Source organism: Streptomyces sp. NPDC101227 (assembly GCF_044767545.1).
GTDB lineage: Bacteria > Actinomycetota > Actinomycetes > Streptomycetales > Streptomycetaceae > Streptomyces.
In genome coordinates, this window is the sequence record NZ_JBIWOD010000027.1 from 74973 (window position 1) to 94817 (window position 19845).

Below are 19845 nucleotides of genomic sequence, written 5' to 3' on the forward strand. Positions count from 1 at the left end.
CGGCCGGGTCAGCGCAGCAGACGGGCGCGGACCCGGCCCACGGTTTTCCCGTCCAGCCCCAGGCCCTTGGAGACATAGCGCCGGACGCTGCCGTACTCCTGCCGCAGCTCGCCCAGCCCCGCGTCCAGATAGCTCTCGCGGACCTCCTGGAGCGGCCGCAGCAGATCCGTGTCCCGCATCATCCCGGCCTTCTTGAGCCCCGCGTTGACCTTGGCGTCCGCAGGGCGCCGGATGGTGTTGGAGAGCAGATAGTCCCGCTCGGCCGCGGCATGCGGGACGCCCAGCAGACGCAGCAGGACGTAGCTCAGCCAGCCGGTGCGGTCCTTGCCCGAGGTGCAGTGGAAGAGCATCGGGAGCCGGCCGTCGCGCGCGATGTCCTCGAGGGTCGCCGCGAACTGCTCGCGGTTGCGGGCGTTGCTGACGAAGCCCGGGTAGATCTCCCGCATCCGGTGTTCGGCCCGGCCGCCACCGAGCCGTTTTTGCTGCTCGGCCGGGTCCCTGGTGGCGACGGCCGACTGCATCGCCTCGAACAGCCCGGTGTCGTCGACGGGCCGGGAGGTCACCGCGAGACCGTGCGGCAACCGGTCCCTGCCGTCGAACCGCAGCTCCGCCGGCACCCGCAGATCGACGACCGAGTGCAGACGGAGACCGGCCAGCGTGCGCAGATCCGCCGGGGTCAGCTTGGCGAGGGAACCGGAGCGGAAGAGCCGGCCGTAGCGGACCTCGCGGCCGTCGGTGGTGCGATAGCCGCCGAGATCGCGGACGTTGACCGCGCCCTGGAGCGCTATGCGGCGTACGGGGGCCGGCGCGGCGGCCTTGGCGTGGGCATCGGAGGCCTCGGACGGTGCGCGGGCGGCCCGGCCGCAGGCGGCGGTCACGGAGAGCCCGCCGAGCGTGAGGGCGGACCCGAAGAGCAGGGTGGTGGCGCGTCGACGAGTAGGGAACACGCGGCAGCTCCTGTGCAGAGGGGAGGAGGGGGAACCGTGGGAACCCCCGTCCCGGACCGGCACCGCGGCGGCAGTCGGCGCGCCGGGGCCCGAATGACGGTCCGGGACGGGGGAGTTGGGGGGAGAGGCCGGAAGGCCCGGCTCAGTGGGGGAGGGCCGCCAGCGCCGACCGCGCCTCGGCCATGATCCGGTCGACGAGTTCCGCGCACGACGGCAGATCGTCGATCAGCCCGGCGACCTGGCCGGAGGCCATCACGCCGAGGTCGGTACGGCCGTCGACCATCGACGCCTTCAACAGCATCGGGGTGTTGGCCGCGAGCAGGACCTGACTCCAGGTCAGCTCCTTGCCGTGCTTCATCGCCAGTCCGTCGGTGACCATCTGCGCCCAGCTCAGCCCGGACAGCTTCTTGAACGACGCGGCGTGCCGTACCGCCTTGAGCAGCGCGGCGGCGCGCCCGGACCGCTCCAGCGCCGCGACCAGCTCGCTGCGCAGCATCCGGTGCGGCAGGCCGTCCACCTTGGTGGTGACGGTGACGTCCTTGACGGACGCTTCCAGATAGCGGGCCTGCACGCCCTGCGGCACGGTGCTGTCCGAGGTCAGCAGGAAGCGGGTGCCCATGGCGATGCCGGCCGCGCCGTAGGCGAGGGCCGCGATCAGTCCCCGGCCGTCGAAGAAGCCGCCGGCGGCGATCACCGGGATGTCGACCGCGTCCACGACCTGGGGGAGCAGGACGGTGGTGGCGACGTTCCCGGTGTGGCCGCCGCCCTCGCCACCCTGGACGATGACCGCGTCGGCGCCCCAGGCCGCGACCTTTTCCGCGTGCCGGCGGGCACCGATGGACGGGACGACGATGACGCCCGCGTCCTTCAGCCGGGCGATCAGATCGCGCGAGGGGGCCAGCGCGAACGAGGCGACCCGTACGCCCTCCTCAATGATGATGCCCACGCGTTCGGCGGCGTCGCCCGCATCCGCCCGCAGATTGACGCCGAACGGCTCGTCCGTACGGGAGGCGACCTCGCGGACCGCGGACCGCAGCTGAGCGGGCGTCATGGTGGCGGAGGCGAGAATCCCGAGCGCGCCGGCGTTGGCGGCGGCCGAGACCAGCCGCGGCCCGGCCACCCAGCCCATGCCGGTCTGCACGATCGGATGCCGTACCCCGACGAGCTTCGTCAGCGGCGTCTCGATGCCGACGACGCTCGCCCCGCCCGTACCGCTCGCCTCGCCCGTACTGCCCGTACCGCCCGTCTGGCCCTTGCCGTTCGTCCCGCTCACGACGGCACCTCACGGTCGCGCAGCCCCTTGGGGTCGATGACCTCGCGGATCAGCCGCAGCTCCTCGGGGGTGGGCTCGCGGGTGCTGGGCACCTCGTCGGGCCGGGCGACCGGGAAGCCGGTGGCCTCGGCCACCTCGTCCACCGTCACGCCGGGATGCAGGGAGGCCAGGCGCATCGCGCGGTCCGGGGTCTCGAAGTCGAGGACGCCGAGGTTGGTGACCACGCGCGGGATGCGGTGGTAACGGGTCGCCGACGGGCCGGCCGCGGCGGCGCTGTCGTAGCCGACGCCGCTGATCATGTCGACCTTCTCGACGAAGACCCGGGACGAGTGCTTGGGCACCCAGTAACTGACCGGATTGTTCAGGGTGTTGACGGGGGCGCCGCGGACGCCGAGCAGCTGGCGGGCGGGCCGCTCCCAGTCGCCGATGCAGGAGATGTTCTGGTTGCCGAAGCGGTCGATCTGGCTGGCACCCATCATGACGTGGCGCCGGCCGCCGGTGACCATGGTCAGGTGCTGGCGGTACGGCAGCCAGCCCTCGGGCTCCCCGTCGAGCCCGACGATCATCGCCTCGCCGTCCGTGAGGAGCAGGTCGGGGGAGAAGGTCCGCTTGGCCAGCCGCGCGCCGATGGACGGGATCAGGCCCATCGGGCTGGCGAGCACCTCGCCGTTGTCCCGCCAGGCGTCGGCACAGGCGATCACGCAGTACTCGGCGCGGGTGGCCGCGCTCACGGTCGTCGTCACTTCTGCTCCTCGTGCCAGGCGTGCACCGCGGACTGGTAGGACTTCTCGTCCGCTCCGGACAGGAAGCGCTCCGCGAACTCGTCCCAGGGCGTGGTCGCGTACAGCTTCTGGAACGGCTCATCGCGGCCGTAATCGGGGACGCACGAGGTGAAGTGCGCACCGTTCGGCGTTTCGACGACGCCGGTGACCGCATGCCGCTTGACGAGCAGGGTCTGCGGGACGGCGTCCTGGAAGCCGTCCACCAGCTGCTCGCACGAGACGTACGCCGCGTCCGCCGCCTCGCAGAACAGATCGTCGAAGTAGGGATCGGGCCCCAGGTACTGGCCGTTGCCCAGCCGGTCGGCGCGGTTCATATGGACCAGTGCCGCATCCATCCGCAGCGCGGGCATCGCGACGAAGGTCTCCCCGTCGTCGTACGGCGAAGTGACGGTCCGCAGGCCGGGATTGACCCGCATGACGTCCGAACCGAGGCCGGCGCGTACGGGGAGGAACGGCAGGCGGTTCGCGGCGGCGTGCAGGCCCCACATGAACATCGCCTCGTCGACCTCCATCAGCGCGAACGCACCGCGCTGGCGGGCCGCGCGGAAATGCGGCTCCAGAGGGATGGAGTCGAGGGTCGCGAACGGGGCGATCAGCTTGCTGATCTTCCCGGCGGCGGCGAGCAGGCCGACGTCGGGACCGCCGTACGAGACGACGGTGAGATCGGTGATCTCGGAACGGAGCAACGCCCGCACCAGCGCCATCGGCTTACGCCGCGAACCCCAGCCGCCGATGCCGAGGGTCATACCGCTGCGCAGGCGGGAGACGACGTCCTCGGGCGTCATGGTTTTGTCGGTCATGATCGGTTCTCCTTGCCGAAGGTGTCGCGGACGCGATCGGCGACTCCGCTGAGGTTCGCTTCGAAGGTGAAGCCCTGCTCGAAGCGGTAGCTGCGGTGCACGTCGACGGGGTCGATGCCGTTGATGGCGGCCTTGGCCAGACGGATGAGAAGGCCGTCCTTCCGGGCGATCTCGTGGGCCAGCTCCATCGCCGCGTCCATGAGTTGGTCGCGCGGTACGACCTTCCAGACCGAGCCGTGGGCGTGCAGTTCGGCGGCGGTGGCGGTGCGCGAGGTGTAGTAGAGCGCCCGCATCAGATGCTGGGGGACCAGCCGGGCCAGGTGGGTGGCCGCGCCGAGCGCGCCACGGTCCAGCTCCGGCAGGCCGAACGTGGCGTCGTCGCTGGCCACGATCGCGTCCGCGTTCCCGACGAGGCCGATGCCGCCGCCCAGGCAGAAGCCGTGCACCGCCGCGACGACCGGTACCTCGCACGCATAGACCGCCGAAAACGCCTCCGCGCAGCCACGGTTGGCGCCGATCAGCGCGCCATGGCCGCCGGACGCGGTGTCCCGCTGCATCTCCTTGATGTCGACGCCCGCATTGAAGCCGCGGCCCTCGGAGGTGAGCACGACGCAGCGGACGTCGGGGTCGCGGCCGGCCGACCGGACGGCGTCCGCGAGGTCGTACCAGCCCTGAACGGGAAGGGCGTTGACCGGGGGGAAATCGACGGTGACGACCGCGATTCCCTTGTCCGGCCTGGAGGTGGAGACACCCATGAGCAGATCAGCTACCTTTCCACCAAGCGTTTGTTAGGTAGCGAAGTTAGCAGCGGATCGCGCGCTGCGGGAGGGGTGTCACATGAGCCTGACCCTCGATCTGACCGGACAGGTGGCCGTCGTCACCGGCGGCACCAGGGGCGTCGGCGCGGGAATCGCCCGCGCATTCCTGCAGGCCGGAGCCACCGTCGTGGTCTGCGCACGCAGACCGCCCGACACCCCCGTCGAGGCCGCCGGCCGCACCGCGCACTTCCACCCCCTCGACCTGCGCGACCCGGCCGCCGTACGCGACTTCTTCCCCCGGGTCGCGGCCGACCACGGCCGGCTCGACTGCCTGGTCAACAACGCCGGCGGCACCCCCTACCGCCTGCTCGGCGAGAGCGACGCCGCACGGCACGCCCGCGTCGTCGAACTCAACCTCATCGCGCCGATGACCGCCTCGCTCGCCGCGTACGAGGTCATGCGCACACAGCCCGACGGCGGCTCCGTCATCATGATCGGCAGCGTCAGCGGCACCCGCCCCTCACCCGGCACCGCCGCCTACGGTGCCGCCAAGGCGGGCCTGGACAACCTCGCCCGCTCCATGGCCGTCGAATGGGCGCCGGCGGTCCGCGTCAACACTCTCGTCCTGGGCATGGTGCGCACCGAACTCTCCGCCCTGCACTACGGCGACGAGGCGGGCATCGCGGCCGTCGGCGCCACCGTGCCCCTCGGCCGGCTCGCCGAACCCGCCGAGATCGGCGACGCCTGCGTCTTCCTCGCCTCCGACCGCGCCGCCTACCTCAGCGGCGCCGGACTGCTCGTCCACGGCGGCGGGGAACGCCCCGCCTTCCTCGACGCCGCCACCGTCAACCACCCCACCACCGCCAGCCACCCCACCACCGCCAGCCACCCCACCACCGAAGCCACCAAGGAGTCCTGACATGACCGGAATCTGCGCCGGACGCGTCGCCGCCGTCACCGGAGCCGGCCGGGGACTGGGCCGCGCACATGCCCTCGCCCTCGCCGCCGAAGGAGCCCAGGTCGTCGTCAACGACCTCGGCGTGGCCGCCGACGGAGCCGGCTCCTCCGCCGGGCCCGCCCAGCAGGTCGTCGACGAGATCCGCGCCCTCGGCGGCCAGGCCGTCGCCCACACCAGCGACATCACCACCACCGACGGCGCCGCCTCCCTCATCACCACCGCCCTCGACTCCTTCGGCCGCCTCGACACCCTCGTCAACAACGCCGGATTCCTGCGCGACCGGATGCTCGTCAACCTCGACGAGGACGACTGGGACGCCGTGATGCGGGTCCACCTCAAGGGCCACTTCCTGCCGCTCAAGCACGCCGCCGGGCACTGGCGCGCCGAGGCCAAGGCCGGCCGGACACCCGACGCCCGGGTCGTCAACACCAGCTCGGGCGCCGGACTCCTCGGCAGCGTCGGCCAGGGCAACTACTCCGCCGCCAAGGCCGGGATCATCGGGCTCACCCTCGTCGCCGCCGCCGAAATGGGCCGCTACGGCGTCCAGATCAACGCCATCGCCCCGGCTGCCCGCACCCGGATGACCGAGCAGACCTTCGCCGAGACGATGGCGGCACCCGCCGAGGGCGAATTCGACGCCATGGCTCCGGGGAACGTCTCCCCGCTGCTCGTCTGGCTGTCCTCCGCCGCCAGCGACGGCGTCACCGGCCGGGTCTTCGAGGCCGAGGCCGGCCGGATCACCGTGATGGAGGGCTGGCGGCCCGGCCCCACCGCCGACAAGGGCGCCCGCTGGACCCCCGCCGAGGCCGGCGAGGCCGCCCGCAAGCTCCTCGCCGACGCCGAACCGCCGCAGCCGGTGTACGGGGCGCGCTGACGGCGCGGGGCCGGGCCTGGGCAAGGGGCGGGCGGGACGGGCGGGCCGGGTACGGCTCCCCGCCTCGTCCGCCCCGACACCAGGGGCCACGCGACCCCGACACCAGCGACTTTGCCCCCGACACCAGCGACTATGACGGACCGAAATCACCTCACGCCGTCGAAATCCCGCTCAGCGGGAACGCGCGCTCCCCGCCCGCCGCCCGCCCCGCTTAGCCTCCCCGGACGAACCGACCGCCCTGCGGAGGACCACCCCATGCTCACGGACCGCCAACGGCACCTCGCGGCAGAACTGCTGTGGGACGCCGAGCGCAGCGGCACCCCCGTCGCCCCCCTCGTCGACGCCTTCCCGGGCATCGACGCCGAGGACGCCTACGAGATCCAGCTGATCAACATCCGCCGGCAGTGCGCCGCCGGCGCCACCGTCACCGGCCACAAGGTCGGCCTGTCCTCCCCGGTCATGCAGCAGATGATGGGCGTCGACGAACCCGACTACGGCCACCTCCTCGACGCCATGGAACTGCACCAGGACCGGCCCGTACCCCTCACCCGCTACTGCGCCCCGCGCATCGAGGTCGAGGTCGGCTTCGTCCTCGGCGACGACCTGCCCGGCGAGGAATGCGAGGTGGCCGACGTGCTCGCCGCCACCGAACGGGTCGTGCCTGCACTGGAGTTGATCGACAGCCGCATAAGCGACTGGCGGATCGCACTGCCCGACACCATCGCCGACAACGCCTCCTCCGCGGGATACGTCATCGGCGACGGCCGCGACCCGCGCGAGCTGGACCTCAAGGCCATCGACGCGGCACTGCGCGACGACACCCGGCAGCTCGCCGCGGGCCGCAGCGACGCCGTACTCGGCGACCCGGCCCGCTCCGTCGCCTGGCTCGCCCGCACCGTCGCCCGCTTCGGCGTGCCCCTCGAGAAGGGCCACCTGGTGCTGCCCGGATCCTGCACCCGAGCCGTCGACGTGACGGCCGGAGCGACCTTCACCGCCGAGTTCACCGGGCTGGGCTCGGTCTCCCTCTCGTTCATCTGAGGTGATGATGACCAGCAAGACCAAGCCGACCGACACGGCCACCACGAACGGCACCCGCAAGGCCACCGCCGCGATCGTCGGATCCGGCAACATCGGCACCGACCTGCTCTACAAACTCCAACGCTCCGCACTCATCGAACCCCGCTGGATGATCGGCGTCGACCCCGACAGCGAGGGACTCGCCCGCGCCCGCGACGCCGGCCTGGAAGCCAGCCACGAAGGCGTCGACTGGCTGCTCGCCCAGGACGAGAAGCCCGACATCGTCTTCGAAGCCACCTCCGCGTACGTCCACCGGGCCAACGCCCCCCGCTACGCCGAACTCGGCATCAAGGCCGTCGACCTCACCCCCGCCGCCGTCGGCCCCGCCGTCGTACCGCCCGCCAACCTCCGCGAGCACCTCGACGCCCCCAACGTCAACATGATCACCTGCGGCGGCCAGGCCACCATCCCCATGGTGTACGCGGTCTCCCGCGTGGTCCCCGTCCCGTATGCGGAGATCGTCGCCTCGGTGGCCTCCGTCTCCGCAGGACCCGGCACCCGCGCCAACATCGACGAGTTCACCCGCACCACCTCGCGCGGCATCGAAACCATCGGCGGCGCCGACCGTGGCAAGGCCATCATCATCCTCAACCCCGCCGAACCGCCCGTCATCATGCGCGACACCGTCTTCTGCGCCATCCCCGAAGACGCCGACCGGGCCGCCATCGCCCAGTCCGTCAAGGAGATCGCCGAGCAGGTCGCCACCTACGTACCCGGCTACCGGCTGCGCACCGAGCCGCAGTTCGACGACCCCTCCCCGGTCAGTGGCGGCATGGCGCGCGTCGCGATCTTCCTGGAGGTCGAAGGCGCCGGTGACTTCCTGCCGCCGTACGCAGGCAACCTCGACATCATGACGGCCGCCGCCACCAAGGTCGGCGAGGAGTTCGCGAAGGGCATGCAGGCATGAAGACCGACTCCGGAACACACACCGTCCCCGGCTCGAAGACCTACTCCGAAACGCTGGACATCAGGATCACCGACTCCTCGCTGCGCGATGGCTCGCACGCCAAGCGGCACCAGTTCACCGGCGAGGACGTACGGTCCATCGTCGCGGCCCTCGACGGCGCGGGCGTTCCCGTCATCGAGGTCACCCACGGCGACGGACTCGGCGGCTCGTCCTTCAACTACGGCTTCTCCAAGACCCCCGAGCAAGAACTCATCAAGATCGCTGTGGACACCGCCCAACGGGCGAAGATCGCCTTCCTGATGCTGCCCGGCCTCGGCGTCAAGGACGACATCCGCGCCGCCCACGGCAACGGCGGACAGATCTGCCGGATCGCCACCCACTGCACCGAGGCCGACATCTCCGTCCAGCACTTCGGGCTCGCCCGCGAGATGGGCCTGGAGACCGTCGGCTTCCTGATGATGGCGCACTCCACCACCCCCGAAAAGCTCGCCCGGCAGGGCCGCATCATGGCCGACGCGGGCTGCCAGTGCGTCTACGTCGTCGACTCCGCCGGCGCCATGGTCATGGACGACGTCACCGACCGGGTCGCGGCCCTGGTGGCCGAGCTCGGCGACGACGCCCAGGTCGGCTTCCACGGACACGAGAACCTCGCCCTGGGAACGGGCAACTCCATCGCTGCCATCAAGGCCGGAGCCCTCCAGATCGACGGCTCCACCCGCCGCCTCGGCGCGGGCGCCGGCAACACCGCCGTCGAGGCACTGGTCGCGGTCTGCGCCAAGATGGGCATCCGCACCGGCATCGACGTACTCAAGATCATCGACGCGGCGGAGGACGCGGTCCGCCCCGTGATGGACGACGAGTGCCAACTCGACCGGATGGCCCTCCTGATGGGCCATGCCGGCGTCTACTCCAGCTTCCTCAAGCACGCCTACCAGCAGGCCGAACGCTATGGCGTCTCCGGCGCCGAAATCCTGCTGCGGGCGGGCGAACGCCGCCTCGTCGGCGGCCAGGAGGACCAGCTCATCGACATCGCCGTCGAACTCGCGGCACAGCAGTAGAGGGAGAGAGACGTTGACTCCTCCCCCTCGTACGCGAGGGGGATTCCTGGCTCACGTTGCCTGCGGCCCGGCGGGCGCGCAGGTCTTGCACGATCAGCACCAGCCGGGGTGCAGACCAGCCCGGACCAGCATCACGCGGGCGGAGTTCTTGTCCCTGGGGGATACGGCTCCGCATGCGGTGCAGCGCTCGCCCGGTTGTGAGCGTGGACCGTCTTCGACTTCGCGACGCACTCATTCCAAATCCAACGACACCGGTCCCACTCGGCCTCAAGCGCACGCCGCGCCGCGGACGACAGGCGCAGGCGGAAGGTGTACCGGGCATGCCCGGTCTCCTCCTCCGTCTGCGCTGGTGTCGTCATGCACCTGAACCTACCCGGAGGGACTGACAGTTGAGAACGGCTGATCTTGCTGGGCTTGCCCACCTGTCCCGTGGTGGACGGTCAATCGCCCCGGCGGCGATTGGCCTTTCCCTGCCCTGCTCCGCAGGAGCTTTGTTTCTCCCCCGCAAGCGGGAGGTACCCCCACCCCCGGCTGAAGCCGGGGGTTCCCACGAAGGAGAACGCTGATGACCGCACTCAACGAAGAGGCCCGTGTCATCGAGGCGGCCGCACTGCCCACCCGGTTCGCCCGGGGCTGGCACTGTCTCGGCCTCGCCGACACATTCAAGGACGGCGCGCCCCACGAGATCGAGGCGTTCGGCACCGAACTCGTCGTCTTCCAGGGCGCCGACGACGGCGAACTGCACATCCTCAACGCCTACTGCCCCCACATGGGCGGCAACCTCGCCCGCGGCAGCATCAAGGGCGACGCCGTCGCCTGCCCGTTCCACGACTGGCGCTGGTCCGGCAACGGCCGGTGCGCCGGCATCCCGTACGCCCGCCGCGTCCCGCCCCGCGCCCGCACCCGCGCCTGGATCTCCCTCGAACGCAACCAGCAGCTCTACGTCTGGAACGACCCCGAGGGCAACCCGCCGCCGCCCGAGGTCACCATCCCCGAAATCGAGGGCATCGGCACCGCCGAGTGGTCCGGCTGGTCCTGGAACTCCCTGCGCGTGGAGAACTCCAACTGCCGCGAAATCGTCGACAACGTCGTCGACATGGCCCACTTCTACTACATCCACTACTCCTTCCCCACCTACTTCAAAAACGTCTTCGACGGCCATGTCGCCACCCAGTACATGGAGTCCAGCCCGCGCGGCGACATCGACGTGAGCACCCCCTCCTCGATCGGCGACCTCCGCTCCGACGCCTCGTACTTCGGGCCCTCGTACATGATCGACAAGTTGTGGACCGATGTCGGCGGTGGCGTCGAGATGGAGTCCGTGCTGATCAACTGCCACTACCCCATCGACGAGAACAGCTTCCTGCTGATGTACGGCGCGAGCATCAAAAAGCTCCCCGGCATGAGCGACGAACAGGCCAACGAGGCCGCCCGGCTCGCCTCCGAGGGCCTCAAGGTCGGCTTCGAGCAGGACGTCGAGATCTGGCGGAACAAGACCCGGATCGACAATCCGCTCCTCACCGAGGAGGACGGCCCGGTCTACCAACTCCGCCGCTGGTACGAGCAGTTCTACGTGGACGCCGCCGACGTCAAGGACGAAATGGTGCGCCGCTTCGAGTTCGAGATCGACACCACCCGGGCCAACGCGGCCTGGCAGGCCGAGGTCGCCGACAACCTCGCCCGCCGCGCGGTCGGAGCCTGAGATGCGACCCGTGGCATGCGGGGCCTGCGGAAACCAGGTCCTGTGCGAGAAGTTCAGCCCCGCCCACACCCAGGTGCAGTGGACCGGCGACGCGGCCGAGGCCTGCCCGCGGATCCGCGCCCGGGTGGCGGCGGGCGAACTGAGCGCCCGGGTCCGCTCCTGCGACGCGCTGCGCGAGAGCATCGCCCGCGCCGTCGAGGACGGGGCGCTGACGGTCGACGGCACCCGCGAGGCCGAGCAGGCCGGCGGCACGTACGCGACCGTGGGGGTGACCGATGGCTGAGCCGCGTACGCACCGGCTGGTGATCGCCGAGGTGATCGAGGAAACCGCCGACGCCCGCTCCCTGGTCTTCGAGGCCGCGCCCCAACTCCCGTACGAGCCAGGTCAATTCCTCACCTTCAAGCTGCCCGGCACGGACGGGCAACCGGTGACTGCCCGCTGCTACTCCCTCGCCAGCTCCCCGCACACCGGCGAACCGATGAAGGTCACGGTCAAACGGGTCCCCGGCGGCCATGGCTCCAACTGGCTGTGCGACCACGCGGCACCGGGCACCGAACTGGAGGTCCTGCCGCCCGCCGGCACCTTCACCCCGCCCGGCCTGGACACGGACCTGCTGCTCGTCGCGGGCGGCAGTGGCATCACCCCGGTGATGTCGATCCTCAAATCCGTCCTGACCCGGGGCCGGGCACGGCTCGTCCTCCTCTACGCCAACCGCGCCGAATCCGCCGTCATCTTCCGCGACGAACTCCGGGAGCTGACCGAGGACTACCCGGACCGCCTCCAGGTGATCCACTGGCTGGAGACCCTCCAGGGACTGCCCGCCACGGACCGGCTGGCCACCGCGCTCGCCCCGTACGCCGGCCGGGTCGCCTACCTGTGCGGCCCGCAACCGCTGATGGACGCCGCCGAGGAAGCCCTGCGCGGCCTCGGCGCGACCCGCGAGCGGCTGCACCGCGAACGGTTCTTCTCGCTCAGCGGCGCGGCGTTCGGGGCACCGGCCGCGGTGGATTCCACGGCGGGCTCGTCCACGGCGGGTTCGTCCGGACCGGCCCCGGACGAACCCGGCAGCACGGCCCGGGTCGAACTCGACGGCGCGACCCATGAGATCACCTGGCCGTCGGGCACCCCCCTGCTCGACGCCCTGCTCGCCGCCGGAGTCGACGCCCCCTACTCCTGCCGGGAGGGCGCCTGCGCCGCCTGCACCTGCCGGGTACTGGAGGGAAGGGTGAAGATGACCCGCAACGAGGTACTGGACGACGTCGATCTCGCGGACGGCTACATCCTGGCCTGCCAGAGCCTGCCGCTCACCCCCCGGGTTGGCCTCACGTACTCATGAACCGCACCCACTGACCACCCGACCACCCGAAACCCTGGCCACCGGCCGTCCCTCACACATTCTCCGGCGGGGCACGCCCCGCCGGAGAACTGCACTTTTGGAGCACGGCGCCCCCGCCCGTCACAGCCACTCGCTGTCCCGGATCCACGCCATGGTGCTGTCCATCGCGGCCGGCGACAGCTTCGGCCCGGCGGGGACGGCGGGCCGGGGCGGCTTCTGCGGCAGCGCGGCCCGCCGCCCCGGCCCGAACAGCGACTGCCACACCGCTCGCGCGCAGTCCGTCACGGCAGGGGCCAGCCGGTCCAGTTCGCGATGCGTCCCGTTGCCGGACAGCGAGATCGCGGCGATCGCCCGGCCCGCCCCGCGCAGCGGTACGGCCACGCACGAGACGCCCCGGTACGCCTCCTCGCGGTCGAAGGCGACCCCGCGTGCGCGCGTCGTGGTGAGCTCGCCGTGCAGCGCCTGCGGGCGGCTGATGGTGCGCGGCGTGCGGGCCCGCAGCCCGCGCCGGATCACCTGCTCCACCAGCGCATCGTCGCTGAACGCCAGGATCGCCTTGCCCGCCGCGGTGCAATAGGCGGGCAGCCGGCCGCCGACCCGCGAGGGCACCGCGGTGTCCATCGCGCCGCCGATCCGCTCCACCACCACGACCTCGGCATCGTCCAGCACCGTCAGATGCACCAGATGCCCGGTCGACTCATGGAGTTCGTGCAGGTGCGGCAGGGCCGCCCGGCGCAGCCGGTGGTGGTGGGAGGCCAGCGCCCCCAGCTCCAGCATCCCCATGCCGAGGCGGTAGCCGCGGCCCTCCCGCTCCAGCCAGCGCAGCTGCATCAGCTGGTCCAGGATGCGGTGCGCGGAGGATCTGGGCACCCCCGAGCGCTCCACCACTTCGGTCAGGCTGAGCCGTGGATCCGTACTGCTGAACGCGCTCATCACCCGCGCGGCCTTCTCCAGCAGAGACAGCGGCGGGCAGCCGCCCTCGAGGGACTGCTGCGACATCGGCACACCTCCCACATGACTGGCGTTCAGGGCGAACACCCCGGGCAGAGGTGCCTGGCGCGGACCCGAGCAAGGTCGTGACCAGGTTCTTTCCGGGGTTGCGAGGAGACTGCCAGCCCTCCCGCTGAGTGGGAAGAGGGTATTTCGTTTCGGAATAGTAAAGCGTAGGTTCCCCCTACCCCTGTCGCGGGACGGAGCGGCAGGGGCCCATCCCGTACGACCCGAGAGGGGATGCGCATGCGCGACGACGACGTACTCGCAGCGGTCCGCGAACTCGCCCCGGCCCTGCGCGAGCGTGCCGCGGAGGCCGAGACGCTCCGCAAGGTGCCCGACACGTCTATCAAGGACCTGGAGGAGACCGGCTTCTTCCGACTGCTTCAGCCCCAGGCCTACGGCGGACTGGCCGCCGACCCGCTGGTCTTCTACCGCTGCGTCAAGGAGATAGCCAAGGCCTGCGGGTCCACCGGCTGGGTCGCCTCCGTCGTCGGCGTGCACCCCTGGCATGTGGCGCTCTACGACCGGCGCGCCCAGGACGAGGTATGGGGCGAGAACCCGCACGCCCGGATCTCCTCCTCGTACGCCCCCACCAGCCAGGTCACCCCGGTCAGCGGCGGTTTCAAGGTCTCCGGCCGCTGGCACTTCTCCTCCGGCTGCGACCATACCGACTGGGTGCTCCTCGGCGGCCTGGTCACCGACAGCGACGGCAAGCCGGTCGAGGTCTACACCTTCCTCGTCCCGCGCACCGACTACCGCATCGTCGACGTCTGGGACACCGTCGGCCTGCGCGGCACCGGCAGCAACGACATCGTCATGGAGGACGTCTTCGTCCCCGAGTACCGCGCCCTGGGCTTCGGCCCGGTCAGCGCGCTCGACTGCCCCGGCCACCGCGTCCACCCCGAGCCGCTCTACCGGCTGCCCTACGCCGCGGTCTTCACCACCACCATCTCCACCCCGATCGTCGGCATCGCCGAGGGCGCCTACGACGGCTATATCGCCGCCACGCGCGAGCGGTTCCGCGTCTCCTACGGCCAGAAGGTCTCCGAAGACCCCTTCGCCCAGGTGAGGATCGCCCGCGCGGCCAGCGACATCGACGCCGCATGGCTTCAACTGACCCGGAACATCGGGGAATTGTACGACCTTGCGGTGCGGGGCGAGGAGCTGCCGATGGCGCTGCGCACCCGCGCGCGGCGCGACCAGGTGCTCGCCACCGAGCGGGCGGTCGCCGCCGTGGACCTGCTGATGGAGAACGCCGGCGGGGGCGCCATGCGCACCGGCCCGAACGCCGTCCAGCGCGCCTGGCGCGATGTGCACACCGGCCGCGGCCACGCCGCCAACGACCCCGAGCGGGCGCTCGTCCTCTTCGGCCAGGGCGCGCTCGGCATCGACATCCAGGACACGATGCTGTGATCACCTACGAGAGCACCTCGACCACCGTGAAGGTCGCGAAGGCCGGCGGGCTGAGCCTGCACTACAACGAAGCGGGGCCGCGGGACGCACCCGTGGTGATCATGCTCCACGGCGGCGGCCCCGGCGCCTCCGGCTGGTCCAACTTCGGCCGCAACCTGCCCGTCTTCGCCGAACACTTCCGGACCCTGCTGATCGACCAGCCCTGCTACGGCGCCTCCGACAAGCCCGAGCCGGACAAGGACTTCTTCTCCTTCGCCGCCGATGCCGTGGCCGCGCTGATGGACCAACTCGGCCTGGAGAAAGCCCACTTCATCGGGAACTCGCTCGGCGGCGGCACCGCCACCCGGATGGCCCTCGACCACCCGGACAAGGTCGCCAAGCTCCTGCTGATGGGCCCCGGCGGCATCTCCGTCAACCTCTTCTCGCCCGACCCGACCGAGGGCATCAAGAAGCTCTTCGCCTTCAACGCCGCAAACGGTTCCGGCGAGCCCACCCGCGAGCAGATGCGGGACTTCCTGCTGACGATGGCGTACGACCCGGCGATCGTCACCGACGCCTTCGTCGAGGAGCGCTACGCGCAGGCCATCGACCCCGAGGCCCGGCTCGGCACGGCCCGGATGGGCGCCTCGTTCGCCAAGTGGCCCCAGGACACCATGCTGTGGCGCGAGGCGTACCGCATCACCCACCCCACGCTGATCACCTGGGGCAGGGAGGACCGCACCAACCCCCTGGACGGGGCGCTGGTCGCCCTCAAGACCATCCCCGACGCGCGCCTGCACGTCTTCCCGCACTGCGGCCACTGGGCGCAGACGGAGCGGTTCGACGAGTTCAACCGCCTCGCCATCGACTTCTTCTCGCACTGAGTGCCACCAGAACCTCCGAGGGGCTTCATCATGGACATTCGCTCTCTGGGCTATCTGCGCATCGAGACCGCCAAGCTCGCGGAATGGCGCACCTACGTCCTCGACATCCTCGGCATGACCGAGGCCGAGGGCAGCACGGACGAGGTGCTCCACGTCCGTATCGACGACCGCATCCGCCGCTTCTCCTTCGTCGCCGGCGAGCAGGACCGGCTCATCGGCGCCGGCTTCGAGGTCGCCGGCGCCAGGGCGCTGGCCGAGGCAGCCGCCGAACTCGAGGCGGCCGGCGTCGCCGTCAAGCACGCCGACGACGCCACCCTCGCCGAACGCCGCGTACAGGGCCTGATCCACTGCGCGGACCCGGCCGGCAACCCCCTGGAGATCTACTGGGGCCAGGCTCAGGACCACACCCCGCTCGGCACCCCCTACGGCAACCGCTTCGTCACCGGCGACCACCTGGGCCTCGGCCATGTCGTGATGCCCGCACCCGACATGGACGCGGCCGTCGACTTCTACGAGAACCTGCTCGGCTTCCAGCTGCGCGACCGGATGAAGCTGCCGCCCGTCGCCGTCCCGACCGGCGAGCCGGGCCGCGACTTCTACTGGATGAACTTCCTCAGCCCCAACGCCCGCCACCACAGCCTCGGCCTCTACCCCGGCGCCCTCCCGCCCGGCATCGTCCACTTCATGGTCGAGCTGGAGAGGCTCGACGACGTCGGCTTCTGCCTGGACCGGATGAACAAGGCGGGCATCCCGATCGCCTCCTCGCTGGGCCGGCACTCCAACGACCACATGGTTTCGTTCTACGCCCAGGCCCCCGGCGGCTTCCAGGTCGAATACGGCTGGGACGGCCTGATCGTCGACCCGGCCACCTGGACCACGAAGGAGATCACCTCCGACAGCTTCTGGGGCCACCAGTGGAACGGCTGATCGAGTCTGCGGCATTCCGCGACATCATCGGGCGCTTCGCCAGCGGTATCACCGTCGTAGCCACCCTCGGCGACGGCGGTCGCCCGGCCGGTCTGGCCTGCCAGTCCTTCGCCTCGCTCTCCCTCGACCCGCCGCTGATCATGCTCTGCGTCGGCAAGTCCTCGACGAGCTGGCCGACGATCGAGGCCGCCGGACGGTTCGCCGTCTCCGTCCTCGCCGAGGAACAGCGGGACGTCTGCGCCGCACTCGGCAGACCCGGCCCGGACAAGTTCGCCGGCATCGACTGGCGCGCCTCCGAACGCGGCACCGTGCACCTCGGCGGCGCCCTGGCCACCGTGGACTGCGAGCTGGACGCCGTCCACGAGGCGGGCGACCACTACGTCGTCACCGGGAGGGTCACCGAACTCGCCGCCCGCGACGACGGATCGCCGCTGCTGTACTTCCGCAGCGCCTACGCCGCCGGAGCGTTCTGATGCCCCTCGACGCCGCGAAGCTCACGGCCGCGCCGCCCGTCCGCACGCAGGTGAGCTGGGACGACCGCGATGTGCGGCTCTACCACCTCGCCCTCGGCGCGGGCGTTCCCGAGACCGACGAGCGCGAACTGGCCTACGTCTACGAGCGGCACGCCCGCGGCCTCGTCGTACTGCCCACCTTCGGCACGGTCGCGGGCGGCACCGGCGGCATCGGCTTCCAGGTCTTCGACCTGCCCGGAGCCGATATCGACCTGGCGCAGGCGCTGCACGGCGGCCAGGAGATCACCGTGCACCGCCCGCTGCCCGCCGCCGCCCGCGCCACCGCCGTCACCCATGTCCCCGCCGTGTTCGACAAGGGCAAGGCCGCCGTCATCGTCCAGGAATCCACCCTGTACGACGAGGACGACCAACCCCTGCTGACCCAGCGCAACCAGATCTTCGTGCACGGCGCCGGCGGCTTCGGCGGCGACCGCGGCCCCACGCACCGCCCCGCCGCCCCCGACCGGGCCCCCGACCATGTCCTCGACGTGCCCACGATGCGTCAGCAGGCCCTCCTCTACCGTCTGACCGGCGACTGGAACCCGCTGCACGCCGACCCGGCCACCGCCCGCGCGGCCGGCTACGACCGCCCCATCCTGCACGGCCTGTGCACCTTCGGCAGCGCCGTCAAGGCCCTCACCGACCGGCTGTTGCACGGCGACCCCACCCGGATCACCGCCTGCCGCACCCGCTTCGCCGGGGTCTTCCATCCCGGCGAGACGCTGCGGCTGCACATCTGGCGGGACGCCGGCGGCCTGGTGTTCCGGGCGAGCTCGGCCGACCGCGACGAGGCACCGGTACTGACCGAAGCGAGCGTCACCCTGAGCCGTACGCCGCACCGAACGGAGCCCCGATGAGCAAGAGTTGGGACCACACCTACGACGTCGTGGTCGTCGGATCCGGCGCGGCCGGCCTCGCCGCCGCCCTCACCGCCCGGCTACGGGGCCTGAGCGTCCTGGTCGTGGAGAAGACCGCGTTCTACGGCGGGTCGACCGCCCTGTCCGGCGGCGCCATCTGGGTACCGACCAACTTCCACCTGGACGCGGCCGGTCTCGGCGACACCCGCGAGAAGGCCCGCGCCTACCTCGACGCCACCGTCGGGGACCGTGTACCGGAAGCGCTCAAGGACGCCTACCTCAGCAACGGCCCGCGCATGGTCCGCGAGTTCCACGACCGCACGGACGTGAAATTCGTCTACACCCCCGGCTACTGCGACTACTTCCCCGAGCGCCTCGGCGGCTATCCCCAGGGCCGCTCCATCGAGCCGGCCATCTTCGACTTCAACCGGCTCGGGCCCGAAGCGCGCCGCACCATGCGCCGGGCCGGCCTGCCCACGTACGGGCTGACCATCACCAGCCACGACTTCCGCTACCTCAACATGGTCGCCCGCACCTGGGCCGGCCGCCGCACCTCCCTCAAGGTCGGCCTGCGCGCCGCCAAGGCGCTGGCCACCCGCAGCAAACCGCTGTCGCTGGGCGAGGCGCTGATCGCCCGGATGCGGCACTCCCTCGACGGCCTGGGCGGCCAACTGTGGCTGTCCGCGCCCCTGACCGGGCTGGTCGAGGAGAACGGCCGGATCACCGGCGTACGCGTCCGCCGCGACGGCAAGGAGACCACCGTCGCCGCAACCGGCGGCGTCGTCCTCGCCTCCGGCGGCTTCTCCCACAACCAGGAGCTGCGCGAGAAGCACCTCCCGGCCCCCACCTCCACGGTCTGGTCCTCGGCCTCCGAGCAGCAGACCGGGGACGCACTGGAGCTGGGCGTCGAGGCCGGTGCCGCCACCGACCTGCTCGACAAGGTCTGGGGCGCCCCCTCCGTCGTCCCCCCTGGCGAACGCCCCTTCTTCCTGGTCGCCGACCGCGGCATCCCCGGCATGGTCATCGTCAACCAGGCGGGTGACCGCTACGCCAACGAGGCCGCACCGTACAGCGAGTTCGTCGACGCGATGTACGCACACCACACCCCCGAGGCGTCCACCGTCCCCTCCTGGCTCATCCTCGACGCGCGCGCGAAGTCCCGCTACCTCTTCATGGGCCTCTTCCCCGGCCAGCCGTTCCCCAAGAAATGGCTGTCCGGCGGCTTCATCGAGAAGGCGGACTCGATCACCGAACTGGCCGGCCGCACGGGCATCGACCCCCAGCGGCTGAACGCCACCATCGACCGCTTCAACACCTTCGCCCACGCGGGCCGGGACGTCGACTTCCACCGCGGCGAAAGCGTCTACGACCGCTACTACGGTGACCCGACCCTGCCCAACCCCAACCTCGCCCCCCTGTCCAAGCCGCCCTACTACGCCATCCCCGTACACCCCGGGGACATCGGCACCAAGGGCGGACTGGTCACCGACGGCACGGCCCGGGTGCTCCGGGAGAACGGCAGCCCGATCGAGGGGCTGTACGCCTCCGGCAATGTGTCCGCGGCGCCGATGGGGGAGACCTATCCGGGGCCGGGGGCGACGATCGGGCCGGCCATGACCTTCAGCTGGTCGGCGGTCAATCACCTCGCGGAGGAACTCCGTACGAGCTGACGCCGCGCGCCCCACGCCGGGACCCGCCCGGCGTGGGGCGCCGCCCTAGGTGTGTTGTCCGGAGAGGTTGGTGACGCGGCTGGCTGGGGTGTGGCCGCTGATTCCGGTGTGGGGTCGGTGGTAGTTGTACCAGTCCA

20 protein-coding genes and 2 pseudogenes are annotated in these 19845 nt (G+C 71.2%); 14 read left to right on the forward strand and 8 right to left on the reverse strand.

The features are described 5' to 3' along the window. Positions 1 to 8 precede the first annotated feature (8 nt). The 5 genes from ACIRPT_RS38130 to ACIRPT_RS38150 form a co-directional block, all read right to left on the reverse strand. The gene (locus ACIRPT_RS38130; RefSeq protein ID WP_403836035.1) at positions 9 to 947 is read right to left on the reverse strand and encodes a tyrosine-protein phosphatase; all 939 of its coding nucleotides are present in this window, start codon (positions 945 to 947) and stop codon (positions 9 to 11) included. A gap of 142 nt (positions 948 to 1089) precedes the next feature. Then, positions 1090 to 2133, reverse strand: a complete 1044-nt coding sequence (locus ACIRPT_RS38135; protein WP_403836078.1) for an NAD(P)H-dependent flavin oxidoreductase — start codon at positions 2131 to 2133, stop codon at positions 1090 to 1092. A gap of 83 nt (positions 2134 to 2216) precedes the next feature. Next, positions 2217 to 2963 (reverse strand): CoA-transferase subunit beta, encoded by a 747-nt coding sequence (locus ACIRPT_RS38140; RefSeq protein ID WP_403836037.1) that lies wholly within the window; start codon positions 2961 to 2963, stop codon positions 2217 to 2219. Further along, positions 2960 to 3802, reverse strand: a complete 843-nt coding sequence (locus ACIRPT_RS38145; protein WP_403836039.1) for a CoA transferase subunit A — start codon at positions 3800 to 3802, stop codon at positions 2960 to 2962. Before ACIRPT_RS38145 ends, ACIRPT_RS38140 begins: the two co-directional genes overlap by 4 nt. Next, positions 3799 to 4557 carry an enoyl-CoA hydratase family protein gene (locus tag ACIRPT_RS38150; RefSeq protein ID WP_403836041.1) on the reverse strand — a complete coding sequence of 253 codons (759 nt, stop codon included), beginning with the start codon at positions 4555 to 4557 and terminating at the stop codon, positions 3799 to 3801. Before ACIRPT_RS38150 ends, ACIRPT_RS38145 begins: the two co-directional genes overlap by 4 nt. A gap of 82 nt (positions 4558 to 4639) precedes the next feature. Between ACIRPT_RS38150 and ACIRPT_RS38155 the strand changes: the two genes are divergently transcribed. From ACIRPT_RS38155 to dmpG, 5 genes are all read left to right on the forward strand, one after another. Beyond that, positions 4640 to 5479, forward strand: coding sequence for an SDR family oxidoreductase (locus ACIRPT_RS38155; protein ID WP_403836043.1), 840 nt, complete (start codon positions 4640 to 4642; stop codon positions 5477 to 5479). A 1-nt stretch (position 5480) separates the two neighbouring features. Beyond that, a complete protein-coding gene (locus tag ACIRPT_RS38160) occupies positions 5481 to 6392 on the forward strand; it encodes an SDR family oxidoreductase (RefSeq protein WP_403836045.1) in 912 nt (303 codons plus the stop codon). 255 nt (positions 6393 to 6647) lie between these two features. Continuing rightward, positions 6648 to 7430 (forward strand): 2-keto-4-pentenoate hydratase, encoded by a 783-nt coding sequence (locus tag ACIRPT_RS38165; protein ID WP_403836047.1) that lies wholly within the window; start codon positions 6648 to 6650, stop codon positions 7428 to 7430. Between the two features lie 4 nt (positions 7431 to 7434). Next, positions 7435 to 8376, forward strand: coding sequence for an acetaldehyde dehydrogenase (acetylating) (locus tag ACIRPT_RS38170; RefSeq protein ID WP_403836049.1), 942 nt, complete (start codon positions 7435 to 7437; stop codon positions 8374 to 8376). Beyond that, a complete protein-coding gene (gene dmpG, locus ACIRPT_RS38175) occupies positions 8373 to 9434 on the forward strand; it encodes a 4-hydroxy-2-oxovalerate aldolase (RefSeq protein WP_403836051.1) in 1062 nt (353 codons plus the stop codon). The genes ACIRPT_RS38170 and dmpG overlap by 4 nt, the downstream gene beginning before the upstream one ends. A gap of 38 nt (positions 9435 to 9472) precedes the next feature. On the opposite strand, the pseudogene ACIRPT_RS38180 reads toward dmpG, so the two are convergent. Then, a pseudogene (locus tag ACIRPT_RS38180) lies at positions 9473 to 9620 on the reverse strand (RNA-guided endonuclease TnpB family protein); the annotation flags it as partial. A 2-nt stretch (positions 9621 to 9622) separates the two neighbouring features. Then, positions 9623 to 9793 (reverse strand): annotated as a pseudogene (locus ACIRPT_RS38185) (RNA-guided endonuclease TnpB family protein); the annotation flags it as partial. Positions 9794 to 9999: 206 nt separating this feature from the next. On the opposite strand from ACIRPT_RS38185, the gene ACIRPT_RS38190 reads away from it, so the two are divergent. The 3 genes from ACIRPT_RS38190 to ACIRPT_RS38200 are packed head-to-tail and all read left to right on the forward strand — an operon-like array spanning position 10000 to position 12473. Further along, the gene (locus ACIRPT_RS38190) at positions 10000 to 11136 is read left to right on the forward strand and encodes a Rieske 2Fe-2S domain-containing protein (RefSeq protein WP_403836053.1); all 1137 of its coding nucleotides are present in this window, start codon (positions 10000 to 10002) and stop codon (positions 11134 to 11136) included. Position 11137: 1 nt separating this feature from the next. Beyond that, complete coding sequence (locus ACIRPT_RS38195; protein ID WP_403836055.1) at positions 11138 to 11419, forward strand: hypothetical protein; 282 nt, start codon at positions 11138 to 11140, stop codon at positions 11417 to 11419. Continuing rightward, positions 11412 to 12473 carry a 2Fe-2S iron-sulfur cluster-binding protein gene (locus ACIRPT_RS38200; RefSeq protein ID WP_403836057.1) on the forward strand — a complete coding sequence of 354 codons (1062 nt, stop codon included), beginning with the start codon at positions 11412 to 11414 and terminating at the stop codon, positions 12471 to 12473. The genes ACIRPT_RS38195 and ACIRPT_RS38200 overlap by 8 nt, the downstream gene beginning before the upstream one ends. A gap of 120 nt (positions 12474 to 12593) precedes the next feature. Here ACIRPT_RS38200 and ACIRPT_RS38205 read toward each other — a convergent pair whose 3' ends face one another. After that, a complete protein-coding gene (locus ACIRPT_RS38205) occupies positions 12594 to 13472 on the reverse strand; it encodes an IclR family transcriptional regulator (RefSeq protein WP_403836059.1) in 879 nt (292 codons plus the stop codon). 237 nt (positions 13473 to 13709) lie between these two features. Here ACIRPT_RS38205 and hsaA point away from each other — a divergent pair, with 237 nt between their 5' ends. The 6 genes from hsaA to ACIRPT_RS38235 are packed head-to-tail and all read left to right on the forward strand — an operon-like array spanning position 13710 to position 19708. Continuing rightward, the gene (gene hsaA / locus ACIRPT_RS38210; RefSeq protein WP_403836061.1) at positions 13710 to 14879 is read left to right on the forward strand and encodes a 3-hydroxy-9,10-secoandrosta-1,3,5(10)-triene-9,17-dione monooxygenase oxygenase subunit; all 1170 of its coding nucleotides are present in this window, start codon (positions 13710 to 13712) and stop codon (positions 14877 to 14879) included. Next, positions 14876 to 15742, forward strand: coding sequence for a 4,5:9,10-diseco-3-hydroxy-5,9,17-trioxoandrosta-1(10),2-diene-4-oate hydrolase (hsaD, locus tag ACIRPT_RS38215; RefSeq protein WP_403836063.1), 867 nt, complete (start codon positions 14876 to 14878; stop codon positions 15740 to 15742). The genes hsaA and hsaD overlap by 4 nt, the downstream gene beginning before the upstream one ends. A gap of 30 nt (positions 15743 to 15772) precedes the next feature. Continuing rightward, a complete protein-coding gene (locus ACIRPT_RS38220) occupies positions 15773 to 16669 on the forward strand; it encodes a VOC family protein (protein ID WP_403508949.1) in 897 nt (298 codons plus the stop codon). Then, positions 16657 to 17142, forward strand: a complete 486-nt coding sequence (locus ACIRPT_RS38225) for a flavin reductase family protein (RefSeq protein ID WP_403836066.1) — start codon at positions 16657 to 16659, stop codon at positions 17140 to 17142. Before ACIRPT_RS38220 ends, ACIRPT_RS38225 begins: the two co-directional genes overlap by 13 nt. Further along, positions 17142 to 18038 (forward strand): MaoC/PaaZ C-terminal domain-containing protein, encoded by an 897-nt coding sequence (locus ACIRPT_RS38230; RefSeq protein ID WP_403836068.1) that lies wholly within the window; start codon positions 17142 to 17144, stop codon positions 18036 to 18038. Before ACIRPT_RS38225 ends, ACIRPT_RS38230 begins: the two co-directional genes overlap by 1 nt. After that, positions 18035 to 19708: an FAD-dependent oxidoreductase gene (locus ACIRPT_RS38235; RefSeq protein WP_403836070.1), complete on the forward strand. Its 1674-nt coding sequence runs from the start codon at positions 18035 to 18037 to the stop codon at positions 19706 to 19708. The genes ACIRPT_RS38230 and ACIRPT_RS38235 overlap by 4 nt, the downstream gene beginning before the upstream one ends. The last annotated feature ends 137 nt before the right edge of the window (positions 19709 to 19845 follow it).

Coding starts and splice junctions, on each gene's coding strand:
- ACIRPT_RS38235 (WP_403836070.1), top strand. CDS start 18,035: ATGAGCAAGAGTTGGGACCACACCTACGACGTCGTGGTCGTCGGATCC.
- ACIRPT_RS38170 (WP_403836049.1), top strand. CDS start 7,435: ATGATGACCAGCAAGACCAAGCCGACCGACACGGCCACCACGAACGGC.
- ACIRPT_RS38220 (WP_403508949.1), top strand. CDS start 15,773: ATGGACATTCGCTCTCTGGGCTATCTGCGCATCGAGACCGCCAAGCTC.
- ACIRPT_RS38230 (WP_403836068.1), top strand. CDS start 17,142: ATGCCCCTCGACGCCGCGAAGCTCACGGCCGCGCCGCCCGTCCGCACG.
- hsaA (WP_403836061.1), top strand. CDS start 13,710: ATGCGCGACGACGACGTACTCGCAGCGGTCCGCGAACTCGCCCCGGCC.
- ACIRPT_RS38195 (WP_403836055.1), top strand. CDS start 11,138: ATGCGACCCGTGGCATGCGGGGCCTGCGGAAACCAGGTCCTGTGCGAG.
- ACIRPT_RS38145 (WP_403836039.1), bottom strand. CDS start 3,802: ATGACCGACAAAACCATGACGCCCGAGGACGTCGTCTCCCGCCTGCGC.
- ACIRPT_RS38200 (WP_403836057.1), top strand. CDS start 11,412: ATGGCTGAGCCGCGTACGCACCGGCTGGTGATCGCCGAGGTGATCGAG.
- ACIRPT_RS38160 (WP_403836045.1), top strand. CDS start 5,481: ATGACCGGAATCTGCGCCGGACGCGTCGCCGCCGTCACCGGAGCCGGC.
- dmpG (WP_403836051.1), top strand. CDS start 8,373: ATGAAGACCGACTCCGGAACACACACCGTCCCCGGCTCGAAGACCTAC.
- ACIRPT_RS38150 (WP_403836041.1), bottom strand. CDS start 4,557: ATGGGTGTCTCCACCTCCAGGCCGGACAAGGGAATCGCGGTCGTCACC.
- ACIRPT_RS38190 (WP_403836053.1), top strand. CDS start 10,000: ATGACCGCACTCAACGAAGAGGCCCGTGTCATCGAGGCGGCCGCACTG.
- ACIRPT_RS38165 (WP_403836047.1), top strand. CDS start 6,648: ATGCTCACGGACCGCCAACGGCACCTCGCGGCAGAACTGCTGTGGGAC.
- ACIRPT_RS38205 (WP_403836059.1), bottom strand. CDS start 13,472: ATGTCGCAGCAGTCCCTCGAGGGCGGCTGCCCGCCGCTGTCTCTGCTG.
- ACIRPT_RS38155 (WP_403836043.1), top strand. CDS start 4,640: ATGAGCCTGACCCTCGATCTGACCGGACAGGTGGCCGTCGTCACCGGC.